Origin of the sequence: Streptomyces sp. V4I23, assembly GCF_030817975.1 — a bacterium.
In the GTDB taxonomy this organism is placed as follows: domain Bacteria; phylum Actinomycetota; class Actinomycetes; order Streptomycetales; family Streptomycetaceae; genus Streptomyces.
On the sequence record NZ_JAUSZW010000004.1, the window covers coordinates 1,663,317 to 1,678,051 of the forward strand.

Genomic DNA, 14,735 nt, shown 5'->3' on the forward strand with positions numbered 1-14,735 from the left:
GGGTGGTCAGCTCGGGGCGATCAGGCGGTCGACGGCGGCAGTGCCGGAGGTGTAGCCCGCCGCCATGGCCCCGGCCTGGACGGCGTCCCGGCCGCGTCCGTCGGCCGGGACGAGGCCCTGGGCGGCGAGGGGCTGCTGGGCGAGGGCGAGCGGGCCGGCCTGCGCGAGCATCGGACGCACCGGCTCGGGCCGGGGCGGGGGTGCCTGGACGGGGGTCTGCTGCCCGTACAGCACCAGTTCCATCGCCGAGACGAGCCGCACCACATCGGGGTCGGGGCGCACGACGAGGCGTACGAACCGGCTGGAGCTGCCGATCTTGTTGCCGCATTCGCGGACCAGGACGCCGTGTTCCGCGAGCAGCCGGTCCCGCAGGACCTGTCCGTCCGCGCCTTCGGGCAGGCGGACGTAGAGGAAATTGCCCTGGGACGGATAGACGGTCAGGCCCGGCACCTGGGAGAGCCGCGAGATCATCTCCTGCCGGTCTCGGCACACCTGGCGCAGGCTCTGCGCGTACTCCTCGCGGTGCTCGCCCAGCATGAAGACGACGGTCTCCGCCAAGGAGTTGAGGTTCCACTTCGGCAGGGCGGCCCGGACGCGCGTGGCCAGGGCCGGGTTGGCCACCAGGTAGCCGAAGCGCACTCCGTGCAGGCCGAAGTTCTTGCCGAGGCTGCGCAGCACGATCACGTTGGGCCGCAGCACGGCCTCGGCGGCGACGCTCGCCTCCTGGCCTCCGTCGGCGAATTCGAGGAACGACTCGTCGACGACGACCAGGTCCAGGTCCTGCAGCTGGTCGAGGAGGGACACGACCTGCTGCTTGGACAGCATTCCGCCGTCGGGGTTGTTCGGGTTGCAGACGACGGCGGCGCGCGAGCCTCTGCTCCGGACGAACTGCACGAAGGAGGCGGGGTCGAGGGCGAACCCGCGTGCCTCCGGCAGGAGCAGCATGTCGACGCGCTTGCCGGTCTCCATCGGCTGGTCGGTCCAGCGGCCGAAGGTCGGTACGGGCACGGCCAGGGACTCGCGCACCAGCAGGTGGTCGATCCACGTGATCAGTTCGGTGGAGCCGTTGCCCATGGCGACGGTCTGCGGGTTGAGGCCCAGCAGCCGGCAGAGCTCACCGGTGATGGTGTCGGCGCTGCTCGGGTAGTAGGTGAGGATCTCCCGCAGTCCCCGGCCGAGTTCGTCGAACATGGCGGGTGTGGGGAAGTACGGGTTGCAGGGGATGCAGAAGTCGAGGATCTCTTCGGCACCGCCGCCCGCCCTGTTCAGGGAGAAGTAGGACGGGCTGTGCGCGGTGGACGCGCGGAACAGCGCGGTGACATTGCTGCCGGCCAAGACGTGCCTCCCCTGCCTGTGGTCGGCCGCACGGATCGCACGGCCGACCACAGGTACGTCCGTCCCGGCCCCGGCGTTCAACTCCGGGCCTGGTCGGGGCCGGTCGCCGACGCGGGCGCGGGCGCGGGCGGGGGCGGGGGCGGGCGTGCTGCCGCCGTCAGCCGCGCAGTCCGGTCGCCTCCAGGAAGTCGTCCCGCGCCTGTGCGTACCGCTTCCCGGCGACGAGGAGCGTGGACCTGTCCGTCAGCGCTCTGGCGAGCAGGGCCCGGCCCGCATTGTCGTCCGTCTCGGCCAGTCGGCGTGCGAGAGCGACTCCTTCGTCGAACAGGGGCCGGAGGGGCTCCAGAATGAGGTGAGTGCGCCTCTCCCAGTAGAACACCGAACGGATCGTCAGCCGCCGGTGCATCGTGATCAACTCGGCCAGGTGGTTGCCCGGATCGGTCCTGGCCGGTGGCCCGAGCACGGCAGCGGCCGCCTCGAGGCCGGCCCGGCCGTCGACGTACGCCGCCCAGAGGCCGGGGGACCAGCCGAGCGTGTCGGAACCGAACGGCAGCTCCGCTTCGCCCAGTTGCCCTTGCTCGTGTACGCGTCCCGACAGGCCCAGCAGGATCCGCCACCACGCGAGGATGCAGCTCCAGCTCTTGCGCTCGCCGCTCGCCGCCAGTTCGGTGAGCAGGTCCCCGGCCTCCCGCCGTGCGGCACGGGCATCGTCGAACCGCCCGCGGAAGTCGAGCATTTCCGCGAAGCGGACCAGTTGCACAGCAGGTTCGCGAGCGACGTACGCCCGTTCTCGACGTCGCGGCGCGTGGTCGAGACAAGGTCTCCGAAGGCGTCGAGGGCCGCCTCGTGCCGGCCGGCCGCGTCCAGCTCGGCCGCCCACTCCACCATGTCCTAGAACGACGGGCCCCCCGAGGCCCCCTGACGAGCGGCGGCCACGATCCTGCCGCACAAGTCCGCCGCCTCCCCATGTCGCCCCTCCTCGGCCAAGCCGGTGGCCAAGGGGCCGAGTCCGTACACGGGGCTTGCCACCTGCCCCGTCTCGAACGCCCTGCGACCGACCCGCGCCATCTCCTCCCGTATCGAGAGGCCCTCCGCCCGTCGGCCGAGCCCGTACAGCTGACGCTGGTACGCATCCAGCGCGTCGACGAGCAGTTCGGCACGTCCCGGCTCCATCCCGTCCAGCCGCCGGGCCGCGGCGACCGCCTCGGCGCACACGCTCAGGCAGGTCTCCAGATGAGCGCCGCGTTCGTAGCTGACGCGCAGCAGAGCCCTTACCAGGCGCGGTAGATACGCAGGCGGGCTCACCGCCGAGAGCGTCCGGCAGGCGTCCGCCTCCTGGTGGGGGCTGAGCGTGCCGCAGCCGAGCAGCGCCGTGCGCGCTCGCAGTACCGCGTCGTGATCGATGGTCTCGGCATGACCGGTCCGCCCTGCGTGACCGGACTGCCCTGCATGCTTCGTCGCGGGATTCATGACGGTGATTCTGCGAGCCGCGGACAGCGGCCAACAAGGCTCCCGGGCTATGCCGTTCGTCCTACGAAAACCCTCGCTGACCTGTCATGATGGATATGTCATCACTCCCTTGGGGGGCGACTGGGCCTCCCCGCCGGACATGACCGTCCTCGCCGTGGTGCCGGTCCTCCCTTCGACCGCGGACGCGAGAAGCCGGCCACGGGAGCCGACCGAAATGCGGATGCGGCACGGTCGGGACGTGCCGCACACTCTCCGGGTGATCGCCTTGCAGCCCGTCCTGGAGACGTACGCACCCGCCGGTTTCGGCCTCTGGCCGGTGGCCGACTCCGAGCCGTGCGGCTTCCTGCCGCTGAACGGTGCGCTCGACGCGTCCCAGGTCGGCACGGCGGTGATGCGTATCGCCGCGTGCAACGACATCAATCCGGAGCACGACGACCGCCCGCCACGCCCCGGCGACCCGCTCGGAAGCTTTCTGCACGGACTGCTCACCATGGATCCCCTCTTCGCGTCCGGGGGCCTGCGCATCACCGACGCCGCCAACGGGGCCACCCTGGTACCGGGTTGCTGCAGCGGGCTCGAGGACTGGCGCGAATGGTTCGGCGTCCTCGACGGTGACGGCGACTGCGGCTGGTTCGGCCACGACCCGAGCCCGCTTGCCGAACGCGTCGGCGATGTCGTGCGGCTGACCGTCGACGCGGAGCGGGACGACAGTCCGGTGATCGAAGTGTCCGTCACCGAACTTCGCCGCCTGCTCGCGGTCGCCCAGCGGGATCTGGCCGACTTCCTCCAGCTGGCCGCCGGTTGGGCAGCAGTCCGTCTCCCCGGCCACGCCGTCCCCGTCACCGCCGCCCTGGCCCGTGCGGTGGACATGCCGATGCCCGCCCCGGCCTGCACGCCTCGGCGCACCGGCGCACCGGCGAGCGATGCTGACCGACTCGTCGGCCACCAAGACGGCGTCGTCAACGTAGACGGTTGACCAGAGCGAATGCTTCCTCGGTCTTGGGGTGGTTCTTGCCCAGTCGGGTCTGCAGGATCTGTGCACCCCGGCGCGCGAGGTCCGCTGCGGTCGGGTCGTTCAACGTGTGCAGGACGCGGGCCTTGAACAGCAGGACGTACCCGATGTACAGGTGGTCCGGCGCGTATCTGGCCTCGCGGATCCGCAGCGCCCGCGAGATCAGCGGCGCGGCCGTGGCGTAGTCGCCGAGGTCGACGTGGACGTTGGCCAGGGCTATCAGGTCGAAGCTCACGTACGGGTCGTCCGGCCCGTACGCCGCCTCGTCGATCTGCAGCGCCCGCTCGGCCAGCGGCCGCGCCGCCCCGTGTTCACCGAGAAGGCACAGTGTCCGCGCAAGCGTGGCCAGGTCCGTCGCGATGGCGGGGCTGTCCGCCGGCAGGCAGGACTCGTGCAGGCGCAGCGCGCGTTCCGCCAGCGGGCGTGCCCTCTCCGGCGCACCGAGGTCCCGGTGGATCTGTGCCAGGGTGATCAGGTCGAAGCCGACCTCCGCATCCCGGCCCTCGAGCGACTCGTCGATCGCGAGGGCACGTTCACACAGGGGCAGCGCCACCGAGCGATCCCCGATCTGGAGGAGGAACTCCGATGCCAGCCTCAGCAGCACCGCCGTCTCCGCAGCGCACTCGGCCGGTGGATCGTCCTTGGTCACCGCGATGACGTGCGGGAGCAGCCCCTGCCACCGCGGCCGCGCGTCCGGATCCCCGTGGATGTCGTGCGGTACGGCCGCGAGCAGCGCACGACACAGCTTGACCCGGGCGTCGGTGTGCACCTCGTCCGGCATCGCGGCCCGGACGGCGGCCTGAACCAGCCGGTGCAGCACCAGGGACGCGTCCCCGCGCCTCGCGAGACCCAGACCGGCCAGGGCACCGACCGTCGTGTCCCACACCAGCGGGTCGGCTGCGGCTCCGTTCAGTGTTTCGGGGCTGCCGGTGAACAGGTCCAGCGGGATCGGCTCCGGCGCCAGCAGGGCACACAGCTCCAGCAGCCGCACCGCCTGGGGCTGCTCTGTCTCCAGCCTTCGCACACTGAGCTGCCACAGGGTCGCGACCACCACCGTCGGCCGGTCGACCGGCTCACCCCGAGCGATCATGTCCTCCAGCCGCGACGTCAGCAGAGTCAGGTACTCCTCGGGCGCCGTGTGGTTGTAGCCCATGTACCCGGCCGCCTGCTCCAGCGCCAGCGGCAGGTCCCCCAGTTGCTCGGCGATCCGGTCCGCCACCGCCGCGGTCATGCCGGGCACCCGCCGGACCAGCAGCTCCACCGACTCTCGCCTGGTGAACACATCCAGGTCGACGACGCCGGCTCTGCTCGACCAGCCGCTCACCCTGGTCGTGACGATGACATGGCCGTTGCTCGCCAGGCCACCCGACGGCAGCGCGTGCGTGAGCGTGCCCGGCTTCTCCCCGTTGTCGAAGATGATCAGCCAGGGCCTGCGGTCCAGCAGCTTGCCGTACACCCGTGGGATGACCTGGTCGGAGCTCACCTCCGCCAGCCCCAGCTCCCTGGCCAGCGATACGAACTGCGACGCCACCAGATCGGAGTGCTCGGCGTCCACGAACACGACGAACCGGTACTTCGACAGATAACGGTAGGCGTACTCGACCGCGAGCTGGGTCTTGCCGACTCCACCCAGCCCGTGCACGACGAGCATCGCGACGTCGTTCACCGAGGTGAGGCGCTGCCGCATCTCCCGCAGCGTGGCGTCGCGGCCGGTGAAGTTGGTGTTGCGCGGCGGCAGCCGGTACGCCACGGGCGCGAGCGGCTCCTGCGCACGGTCACGGCGCGGCGCCTGCCACAGGCCGATCAACGACAGGGGTATCAGGATGAGGAGCACCACCCACGGGTGGACCCGCACAAAGTCGAGCGGCCCCGGCCAGTGACTCTGGCCGGACGCCGCGTTGAAGGCAAGACTGCCGACGAACAGCACGAGCAAACCGGCCCCCGCGCTGGCCACCGTTCGCCACATGGCTCCCTCTTCGGTATGACGGCGACCGCGACGATCAACAGCCGGCGTGAGTTTATCCCAGGAGCCGCACCGCCCGAGGGGAATCGACCAACGTCAGCGCACCGGCAGCACCGGGTACGACGCTGACCGAAGAGGCCGCAGGAATCCTCAACCGGGCCTCTCCGCCGTATCGTTGCGTCGTCGACGGCAGTTCGGGGAGGACACCTGTGTCAGACGCGTCAGATGTGCGGGACGAGTCGGAAGAGACCATGCTCTCCCACATCCCGCCCAACGGAGTCGCTCCCGCCAACGGCTACAGCCATGTGGTCGTAGGGGAAGGCCGGCTGGTCGTGATCTCCGGGCAGGTCGCGCTGGACGCAAAGGGACATGTGGTCGGCGAGGGCGACGCCGCTGCCCAGGCCTGCCAGGTCTTCGAGAACCTGCGGCGTTGCCTGGCGGCAGGTGGCGCGACATTCGCGGACGTCGCCAAGCTCACCTACTACGTCACCGACATCGCCGTCCTGCCGGAGGTGCGTGCCGCCCGCGACGCCTACGTCGACACCGCGCGTCCGCCGGCCAGCACGGCAGTACAGGTGGCCGCCCTCTTCCGGCCGGAACTGCTGCTCGAGGTGGAGGCCCTGGCGGTCATCCCCTGGTGACTCGGCAGGGCGTCGCGACCTCCGGGCGGTCGAAGTGGACTGACAGATCCACATCGTGGTGCTTATGATGCCGGGGATGAAGAACTTCTCCTCGTACGGATTGGGGGAATCATTCGCGCAAGGTGAGTGCTGATGGCACATCACTTCGCGAATGTGATTCCGGCCCGCCTGTTGATGTGGCAGCGCGTGCGCGAGTACGCCGTGCCACTGTCCATGATCGAGACCGCGACCGCACGGCGTGCGGTCGGTGACTGGGCGGGGGCCTGCGCCGCCGCCCGGATCGATGTCGATCTCGATCTGCGCGCCGTGCGCGACCGCCACGGCACCGATCTCGTCACCCGCCTCCGTGCAGATCTGCGTCGGCTGGCGCCGGATCTGCTCCGCTGGCACATGCCCCGGACCGCCCCTGACGGGCGGCTCCGGCCCGGCCTCACCATCTCCCTTGCCCGCTACGGGAGTTCGGGTGCCACGCCGCTGCAACTGGTGGTGCGGACGCCGCCGGCCCGGGCGGACGCCGGACAGCGGATGTCCCTGGCCCTGTGGGAGGAGTCCGGTAACGGTGTCCCTGGGCACCCTCCGCACCCGCACCCGCATCCCGACCGGCGTTTCCGGCTCGACCTGCACCGGCATCTGTGGGACGCCGGGCGGAGCGGCGAACTGGCACGACGGTGCGGTGCGGGCGGGACACCGTCCATGGGCCCGCCCGACCGGCCCCGCGCCCCCGGCAGGCCTGGCCCGATGGGTCTGCTGTATCCGCCGGACCTGCCGGACCTGCCGGATCGGCCCACCGTCCACGACGCCTCGTGGGCGTCGGCACGTTGGGCCGCCGAGGCGGAACTGCTGTTGCGGGCCGAGGGGCGCCCTCGCGAGGCCTTCACCGTGCGGCTCGGTGCGCGGAGCCGCGCCGTGCTCGAACTCGTCGCCCCCGACGACAGCCATGCCCCGACGTTCCGGCCGCTGAGGGAGGCACTGCCGCCCCAGGAGGTCGCGGCGCTTCCGGTGCTGCCGGAGGCGGCCGTCCGGGTCCTTCCGGACCTGGAGCTGCTGCGGGCCGGACTGGTCGCGGCCGAACGGCTGCATCCGCTCGTCGCCGCGGCATTGACGGCGTCCGGCTCGGTGGCGGCGTACGGCTCGGCACCGGCGGCCGGCGCCGCCCCCGAGCCCGGCGATCCGCACCGGGTGGAATGCCGGGGCGAGGTCCACCGGATCGCGCTGCGGGACGGTGTGTTGACGGCGGTCGATCACGACGCGGCCCAACTGCGCCGGGAGGAACTGCTGGTGGCGCTCGGCGGCCCGGCGCTGCCCTGCCTGCGGGCGATCGACGCGGTGCACCGCAACCCGGAGGCACTGCCCGCGGTCCGGGAGCGGCTCGGCCACGGTGACGTCGCCGGAGCGCTGGCCGTGGTCGAAGGGCTGCTCGGCCCCGGTGCGATCCTGCGCGACGGGCCGCTCCGGGAGGAGCTGGAGTCGGCCGCGGCGCGCCGCATCGACCACGGGCTCTTCCGCTCGGGGCTGGTCGCCGTGCACCCCGGTGCCGGTGGGGCAGGGGGCGGGAACGCCTCGGGCTTCGGACACGCGGATACCGGCCACCGTCCCCGGCTCGACCGCCGTACGCCTCTCGCGGTGCGTCGCAAGCGGAGCAGCCGGGCCCGGCCCCGCACCGGCCTGACCGGCTGACCCGCCGCCCCACCCCAAGTCCGTACTCGCACTGCGCCTTCCGCGCCCCACGACATCCCGGACGGGCCGTCCCGTTCCCTTATCCCACCCCAGGTGATGCCCATGACCTCCAGTACCCTCCTGCCCGCCCCGGTTCCGGCCGCCGGCACGCACGCACCCACCCCCGTCGGCGCATCCGCAACCGGCACCCAACTCGCCCTCTCCGACGACCTCCTGACACTCCTGCGGAGGACCACCACCGAGCCGCGCCCCGACGGGCAGCTCGAGGCGCTCACCCTGGCCGTCGCGGCCGACCTGCCGGTGCTGCTCTGGGGCGAGCCGGGCATCGGCAAGACCGCGGCCCTGACGCAGCTCGCCGCCTCCCTCGACCTGCCGCTGACGACCGTGATCGCCAGCGTCCACGAACCGTCCGACTTCTCCGGGCTGCCCGTCGTGGGCGACGACCCGGCGGTGCAGGGGGTGCCGATGGCGCCGCCGCAGTGGGCCGTGGAGCTCGTGCGGGCCGGGCGGGGGCTGCTCTTCCTGGACGAACTCTCCACCGCCACCCCGGCCGTCCAGGCCGCGCTGCTCCGGGTCGTCCTGGAGCGGAGGGTCGGTGCGCTGCAACTGCCCTCGGCGGTGCGGATCGTGGCCGCCGCCAATCCGCGCGCGTCGGCGGCGGACGGGTGGGAGCTGAGCCCGCCGCTGGCCAACCGGTTCGTGCATCTGTACTGGGTGCACGACCGGGAGGTGGTGGTGCGCGGGCTGGGCGGCGTCTGGCCCCGTGCGGAGCTGCCCCGGCTGGTGCCGGAGCGGCTTTCGGAGGCGGTGGCTTTCGCCCGGCGCGCGGTCTGCGGCTTCCTGGAAGCCCGGCCGACACTGATCCACCGGCTGCCGAACACCGAGACGCGGCGCGGCGGCGCCTGGCCCTCGCCCCGGAGCTGGGAGGCTGCGTTGACCCTGCTGGCCTTCGGCACGGCGGCCTCCGTCTCCCGGGAGGTGCTGGCGCTGCTGGTGCGGGGTGCGGTGGGGGACGGGCCGGGGCTCGAACTCCTCGCCCATCTGGACCGGATGGACCTGCCGGACCCGGAGACGCTGCTGGCCGATCCGGCCTCCGCCGAGCTGCCGGTGCGGGGCGATCTGCGTCAGGCCGCGCTGGAGGCGGTCGTCGCCGCCGTCGGGGCGCGGCCGGAGCGGGAGCGGTGGGAGGCGGGGTGGGCGGTGCTGGTCCGGGCGCTGGAGACCGGCGCCCCGGACCTGCTGGTCGCCCCTGCATCGGCGCTGGCCTCGCTGCGGCGCGACGACTGGGAGGTGCCGGAGGCGGTGGAGCGGCTGACCTGTGTGGTCGGCCTCGCCCGGCGGGCGGACCGGTCGGTGGGGCGGGCCGCCGCGGCGGCCGATGCCGGGCGTGCGACGGGGTCGCGCCGATGACGGGGGCCACGAAGCGCCGGGGGCCGCGCCCGCTGCCGCGCCCGATGTCCCCGCCCGCGCCGCCGCGCCCGGTGCGGGCCACCGTGCCGGGGCCGCCCGCCGGCTCCGGCGGGCCGGACGGCCGGCCCGGACTCCCGCTGGACCTGGAGAAGTTGCTGGCCGCCCGGCTGCACGCGGTGAAGGTCCGCCCCTACCTGGCCGCCGCGCTCTTCGCGCTGCACGTGGTGGAGGACCGGTCGGTGCCGACGATGGCGGTGGACGCGCACTGGCGCTGCTACGTCTCCCCCGGCTTCGTGGCGCGCACCCCGGTGGAGGAGCTGGCGGGCGTCTGGGTGCACGAGGTCTCCCATCTGCTCCGGGACCACCACGGGCGCGGCGAGCGGTATGCGCGGGAGCACGCGGAGCACGGGCCGGGCCAGGGAGGCGAGAGTGGGGGTGCCCCCGCCGAAGGCAGGGGGAAGGTCCCCTCGGCCGAGGGCTGGGAGAGGCTGCGGCGGAACATCGCCGCCGACTTCGAGATCAACGACGACATCTACGGTGACGGTCTGCCCCTGCCTGCCGGGGCGGTGCTGCCGTCGCTGCTGCGGCTGCCCGACGGGCTGCTGATGGAGGAGTACCTGCGGACGGCGTCGATGTCCGGGCTCGCCGCGGACCTGGCCTGGCTGGACTGCGGCAGTGGTGCCGACGGGCAGGACCGGCCGTGGGAGCTGGGGCCCGACGGGGCGCACGGGCTGAGCAGGCAGCAGCGGGACGCGGTCCGGTTCCGGGTCGCCGAGGGGATCAAGGGCCGGCCGGGCGACGCTCCGGAGGGGTGGCGCCGGTGGGCGGACGAGGCGTTCCATCCACCGCAGCCGTGGCGGCAGTTGCTGGGGGCGGCGGTCCGCTCGGCGGCGGGGGCGCCCGGGGTGGGCGAGGACCACAGCTACCGGCGTCCGTCCCGGCGCTCGGCCGGTGTCCCCGGGGTGCTGCTGCCCAGCCTGCGCCGTACGCCGCCCCGGGTCTGCGTCGTGATCGACACCTCCGGGTCGGTGAGCGACGCCGAGTTGGGCAGCGCGCTGCTGGAGGTGGCGGCGATCTCGCGGGCGGTGGGCGGGCGGCGCGACCTGGTCTCGGTGATCTCCTGCGACGCGGCGGCCGGGGTGGCCGTCCCGCTCTGCCGCGCCGAGAACATCGAGCTGGTCGGCGGCGGAGGAACGGATCTGCGCTCCGGCTTCGCCCGGGCGCTCCGCTCCCGGCCCCGCCCTGACGTGATCGTGGCCCTGACGGACGGCCAGACGGCGTGGCCCTCCGCGCAGCCGCCCTGCCGCACCGTGGTCGGTCTCTTCCCCCGTCCCGTCCGCGCCGTGTCCGAGGAGAACCCCGACTACGTCCCGGACACCCCGCCGTCCTGGGCGCGTGTCGTCACCATCGGCTGAGAAAGCGCAGTGGCGCGGCATCGCCACCCGGCGGGGCCCGCGGCGCGATGCCGGCGCACTCCGGGGTGTGGGGGCATCAGCCCCCACACCCCGGCTTCAGCACGCGGCGCGCTCCGGGAGCGGGCCGCGGCGGTTCGGGGGGCGGCGGCCGTGCAGCAGCAGGTAGAAGCGCTCGACCGACTCCGAGGCACCGTGCTCGAAGCGCTTGACCACCTTGCCGAGCGGGTTCCAGACCCGGCCGTCGGGCATGCGGAGGCCGACGGTCTGCCCGAACAGCTCGGTCTGGTCCGCGTCCAGGTCGACCCAGCGCGCGCCCGCCCGGCGGACGATCACCTCGCCGACGTAGGCGCCGAGGCCCTGCAGGATGCGGTCGACGCCCGAGCGCTCCGGTCCGCCGCGTCTGAGTCCGTCGACGACGAAGTCCACGAGTCTCAGGCTCACCACGCTGTAGTCGAGCGGCAGTCTGCTGCGCTCGTTCATCTCGGCGACGAAGCCCGCGGCATACCCCTGCATGCCGTCGGCGTCCGGCAGCTGCGCTGCACGCCCTTCGATCGGCATCCGTTTCCTCCCCACCAAACGGCCATGACCAGCTCATCCGTCCCAGCGAAAGCAATGCGGAGAGCATCACGGCCCGTGTCGGTGTCCGTTCTCACAGGAAAACCGGAGCCGGCGCGTACAACCATCGGCACCCTTCAGACGTCGTCGAGGCATCGGCCGCCCCAAAACTGTGAGGTGCGCCACAAGTTGGCGTGAACCCGTGATGCCTGTGCGGCGCGGGCCGCTGGGACGCGTGGGCCGCCCGTCCCAAGAGGCGCGCCACACATGGACATTCTGGAGAGGTGGGGCACTTGAGCCCGCGTACGTCGCATGCGTACCGACCACTGAGCATGAAGCGCCGGGCGTGGTTGACGCTCGGCGCCGTCGTTCTCGGCGGGGCCGGCATCGTCACGATCGCCACGGCCAACCCGTCCGACTCCCCCGGCGGTCAGAAGCAGCAGGAGCGGGCCGCCGCCCTGCGCACGATGCAGCTCGGCGGCGGCACGGCCACCGACCGGGAGCTGCCGGCCACCGACACCGAGCAGTTCTCGCTCGTCGGCATCGGCTGGGACAGCCCGTCGGCCGAGGTCGAGGGCACCGCGCAGGTGCGTACGCGGGAGAAGAAGTCGGGCAAGTGGTCGCCCTGGCAGGCCCTGGAGCTCGACTCGCACGGCCCGGACACCCCGGAGGGCACGGCCCGCGGCGCCTCCGAGCCGCTGTGGGTCGGCCCCTCCACCGCCGTACAGGTGCGCGTGAAGGCGAGCAAGGCGCTGCCCAAGGGGCTCAAGCTGCACATGGTCGACCCGGGCGTCAGCAGGGCCGAGGCGAAGAACCCGGCCGGCACGGGCATGGAACCGGCCGCGTTCGCCTCCGAGACGGCGCTGCCCTCGGACTCCGCCACGCCCACCGACGCGGCCTCGCCCTCGGACCCCGCCGCCCCCACGGACTCCGCGACGCCGGCGCCGACGGACCCGCCCCCGGTGTCGCCGTCCCCGAGCGGCTCGGCGAGCCCGAGCCCGAGTACGAGCCCCAGCCCCACGGCCACCAAGCCGACCGCTCCGCCGTCGACGGTGAAGCAGCCGCCGATCATCTCGCGCGCCCAGTGGGGCGCCGACGAGTCGATCGTCGACGACCCGGCCGAGTACATCGACAAGGTGCAGGCCGTCTACGTCCACCACACGGTCGGCTCCAACAACTACAGCTGCGCCGAGTCCGCCGCCCTGGTCCGCGGCATCATGACGTACCACGTCAAGACCGAGGGCTGGAACGACCTGGGCTACAACTTCCTGGTCGACAAGTGCGGCCGCGTCTTCGAGGGCCGCGGCGGCGGCGTCGACCTCCCGGTCAAGGGCGCCCACACGTACGGCTTCAACAGCTACTCCACCGGCATCGCCCTGCTCGGTGACTTCGAGGGCGACACGGCGACCGGCAAGGCGGCGGGCCGTCCGACGACCGCCGCGCTGCAGTCGACCGCGCGCGTCGCGGCCTGGAAGCTCGGGCAGTACGGCGGCAACCCCAAGGGCACGGTGACGCTGGTCGCCCAGGGCAACACCGGCAAGTACAGCGAGGGCCAGTCGGCCACCATGAGCGTGATCTCCGGTCACCGGGACGCGTTCGCGACGGCCTGCCCGGGCAAGAACCTTTACGCGAAGCTGACCACGATCCGCGACTTCGCGGCCGGCGCCGGCCGCAACTCCGCGATCCCGACGAGCGACTTCAACCGGGACGGCGTGCCGGACCTGGTCGTCGGCCTGCCCCGGGTCTCCAGCAGCGACGGCAGCGTCGTGGTGCTCCCGGGCAACGACGCCGGCCCCAACTCGGCGGCCCGCCGGACGATCAACCAGAACAGCACCGGTGTGCCGGGCAGTTCGGAGGCCGGTGACGGCTTCGGTTCGGACAGCGCGTGGGGCGACGTCAACGGCGACGGCTACGGCGACCTGCTCGTCGGCGCGCCGGGCGAGGACGGCACCTCCACGCAGGCGGACACCGGCCAGGTGACCGTGCTGTACGGTCCCGGGCTGAGCTCGGGCAAGTCCTACTGGACCAACGAGACGACGCGCGTGGCGGGCGAGAAGCTGGGTGCCGCCGTGGCCACCGGGGACTTCAACGCGGACGGCAAGTCCGACGTGTTCTCCGTGGCACCGGGCAAGCCGGGCCGCTGGTGGGTGTTCGACAGCGCGACCGGTGTCGCCCGCTCCGGTTACCTGAACACCGCCGCGTACACGGGAGCGGTCGCGTACGCGAGCACGGCGGCCGGTGACTTCAACAAGGACGGCTACGGCGACGTGGCGGTGTCGTACCGCGACCCGGGCGGCGTGGGCCGTCTGCTGTGGCTCAAGGGCTCGGCCACCGGCCTGCAGCGCGTCGGCATCCTGGAGGCGCGCGGCGGCCGTTCGCTCGCCTCGGGCGACATCAACGGCGACGGCTACGCGGACCTCGCGGTCGGCCAGCCGAGCACCACGGAGTCGGGCCACACGCTCAAGGGCGGTGCCGTGACCGTCGTGTTCGGTTCCTCGACGGGTCTGACGTCGACCGGCCGCAAGTCGCTCGGCCAGGACACGACCGGGGTGCCGGAGACGGGCGAGACCGGTGACGACATGGGTGCCTCCGTGTCCGTCGGCGACGCGAACCTCGACGGCTACGACGACATCCTCACCGGCCTGCCCGGCGAGGACATCACCCGCAGCGGCGTCGCACAGACCAACGCCGGCCTGGCGATCCTGCTGCGCGGTTCCTCGACCGGGCCGACGGCGACGGGATCGGTGGCGTACCACCAGGACACCACCGGCATGCCGGGCACGGCCGAGTCGAACGACCGCCTCGGCTCGTCCGTCACGCTGGCCGACCTCTCCGGCTACGTGCGCGCGGACGTGGCGATCGGAGCGGACGGCGAGGACGCGAACAACGGCACGGTGCTGCAGCTGGACAACAGCAGCAGCAGCGGCATCACGCCGGGCTCCGGCGTCTTCTACGGCACGGCGGCGCTGGGCGCGCCGACGGGTGTGCGCATCGGTCTGGTGCTGACGCCGTAGTCCGCGGGGAGCCGGCCGCGCGGCCGGTTCCCTCCACCGGGCCCGCCGGACCCCCGAAGGGGGCGTCCGGCGGGCCCGCGCGGTTCCGGGACGGACGCGTCGCCCACCGGGTGCTGCAGGGCTCCGCCTGCACGGGCGGCGGGTACGCCGATCCGCCGGACGCGTGACGGCCCCGGGCTACCTGGAGTTGGGCACGCCCTGCAACCGCCCCGAAGAGAGCGCCCGTCGCATCGGCCCGGTCCC

The 14,735-nt window shown here is 72.9% G+C and carries 11 protein-coding genes; 6 read left to right on the forward strand and 5 right to left on the reverse strand.

Annotated elements, in window-relative coordinates:
- Positions 1-6: 6 nt before the first annotated feature.
- The 3 genes from QFZ82_RS09735 to QFZ82_RS09745 all read right to left on the reverse strand — a co-directional run bounded on the left by QFZ82_RS09735 (position 7) and on the right by QFZ82_RS09745 (position 2,805).
- Positions 7-1,335, reverse strand: coding sequence for a histidinol-phosphate transaminase (locus tag QFZ82_RS09735; RefSeq protein WP_307712777.1), 1,329 nt, complete (start codon positions 1,333-1,335; stop codon positions 7-9).
- Positions 1,336-1,492: 157 nt separating this feature from the next.
- Positions 1,493-2,071: a hypothetical protein gene (locus QFZ82_RS09740; protein WP_307712778.1), complete on the reverse strand. Its 579-nt coding sequence runs from the start codon at positions 2,069-2,071 to the stop codon at positions 1,493-1,495.
- A 155-nt stretch (positions 2,072-2,226) separates the two neighbouring features.
- Entirely contained in the window at positions 2,227-2,805 is a 579-nt protein-coding gene (locus tag QFZ82_RS09745) for a hypothetical protein (protein WP_307712779.1), read from the reverse strand.
- Between the two features lie 238 nt (positions 2,806-3,043).
- Between QFZ82_RS09745 and QFZ82_RS09750 the strand changes: the two genes are divergently transcribed.
- Positions 3,044-3,781: a hypothetical protein gene (locus QFZ82_RS09750; protein ID WP_307712780.1), complete on the forward strand. Its 738-nt coding sequence runs from the start codon at positions 3,044-3,046 to the stop codon at positions 3,779-3,781.
- Here QFZ82_RS09750 and fxsT read toward each other — a convergent pair.
- Complete coding sequence (fxsT, locus tag QFZ82_RS09755) at positions 3,765-5,783, reverse strand: FxSxx-COOH system tetratricopeptide repeat protein (RefSeq protein WP_307712781.1); 2,019 nt, start codon at positions 5,781-5,783, stop codon at positions 3,765-3,767. The genes QFZ82_RS09750 and fxsT overlap by 17 nt on opposite strands.
- A 248-nt stretch (positions 5,784-6,031) precedes the next feature.
- Between fxsT and QFZ82_RS09760 the strand changes: the two genes are divergently transcribed.
- The 4 genes from QFZ82_RS09760 to QFZ82_RS09775 all read left to right on the forward strand — a co-directional run bounded on the left by QFZ82_RS09760 (position 6,032) and on the right by QFZ82_RS09775 (position 10,923).
- The gene (locus QFZ82_RS09760; protein WP_307717677.1) at positions 6,032-6,421 is read left to right on the forward strand and encodes a RidA family protein; all 390 of its coding nucleotides are present in this window, start codon (positions 6,032-6,034) and stop codon (positions 6,419-6,421) included.
- A gap of 132 nt (positions 6,422-6,553) precedes the next feature.
- Positions 6,554-8,098 (forward strand): hypothetical protein, encoded by a 1,545-nt coding sequence (locus QFZ82_RS09765; protein ID WP_307712782.1) that lies wholly within the window; start codon positions 6,554-6,556, stop codon positions 8,096-8,098.
- Between the two features lie 102 nt (positions 8,099-8,200).
- A complete protein-coding gene (locus tag QFZ82_RS09770) occupies positions 8,201-9,508 on the forward strand; it encodes an AAA family ATPase (RefSeq protein WP_307712783.1) in 1,308 nt (435 codons plus the stop codon).
- A gap of 143 nt (positions 9,509-9,651) precedes the next feature.
- A complete protein-coding gene (locus QFZ82_RS09775; RefSeq protein WP_373429409.1) occupies positions 9,652-10,923 on the forward strand; it encodes a VWA-like domain-containing protein in 1,272 nt (423 codons plus the stop codon).
- A gap of 96 nt (positions 10,924-11,019) precedes the next feature.
- Here the strand turns inward: QFZ82_RS09775 and QFZ82_RS09780 are convergent, their stop codons facing one another.
- Positions 11,020-11,481: a hypothetical protein gene (locus QFZ82_RS09780; protein ID WP_307712785.1), complete on the reverse strand. Its 462-nt coding sequence runs from the start codon at positions 11,479-11,481 to the stop codon at positions 11,020-11,022.
- 281 nt (positions 11,482-11,762) lie between these two features.
- Here QFZ82_RS09780 and QFZ82_RS09785 point away from each other — a divergent pair, with 281 nt between their 5' ends.
- Positions 11,763-14,492: an FG-GAP-like repeat-containing protein gene (locus tag QFZ82_RS09785; protein ID WP_307712786.1), complete on the forward strand. Its 2,730-nt coding sequence runs from the start codon at positions 11,763-11,765 to the stop codon at positions 14,490-14,492.
- Positions 14,493-14,735 lie beyond the last annotated feature (243 nt).

What these genes read in the sequence shown, in the direction of transcription:
- QFZ82_RS09740 (WP_307712778.1), bottom strand. Translation starts at nt 2,071, where the DNA reads ATGCTCGACTTCCGCGGGCGGTTCGACGATGCCCGTGCCGCACGGCGG.
- QFZ82_RS09745 (WP_307712779.1), bottom strand. Translation starts at nt 2,805, where the DNA reads ATGAATCCCGCGACGAAGCATGCAGGGCAGTCCGGTCACGCAGGGCGG.
- fxsT (WP_307712781.1), bottom strand. Translation starts at nt 5,783, where the DNA reads ATGTGGCGAACGGTGGCCAGCGCGGGGGCCGGTTTGCTCGTGCTGTTC.
- QFZ82_RS09760 (WP_307717677.1), top strand. Translation starts at nt 6,032, where the DNA reads ATGCTCTCCCACATCCCGCCCAACGGAGTCGCTCCCGCCAACGGCTAC.
- QFZ82_RS09765 (WP_307712782.1), top strand. Translation starts at nt 6,554, where the DNA reads ATGGCACATCACTTCGCGAATGTGATTCCGGCCCGCCTGTTGATGTGG.
- QFZ82_RS09770 (WP_307712783.1), top strand. Translation starts at nt 8,201, where the DNA reads ATGACCTCCAGTACCCTCCTGCCCGCCCCGGTTCCGGCCGCCGGCACG.
- QFZ82_RS09780 (WP_307712785.1), bottom strand. Translation starts at nt 11,481, where the DNA reads ATGCCGATCGAAGGGCGTGCAGCGCAGCTGCCGGACGCCGACGGCATG.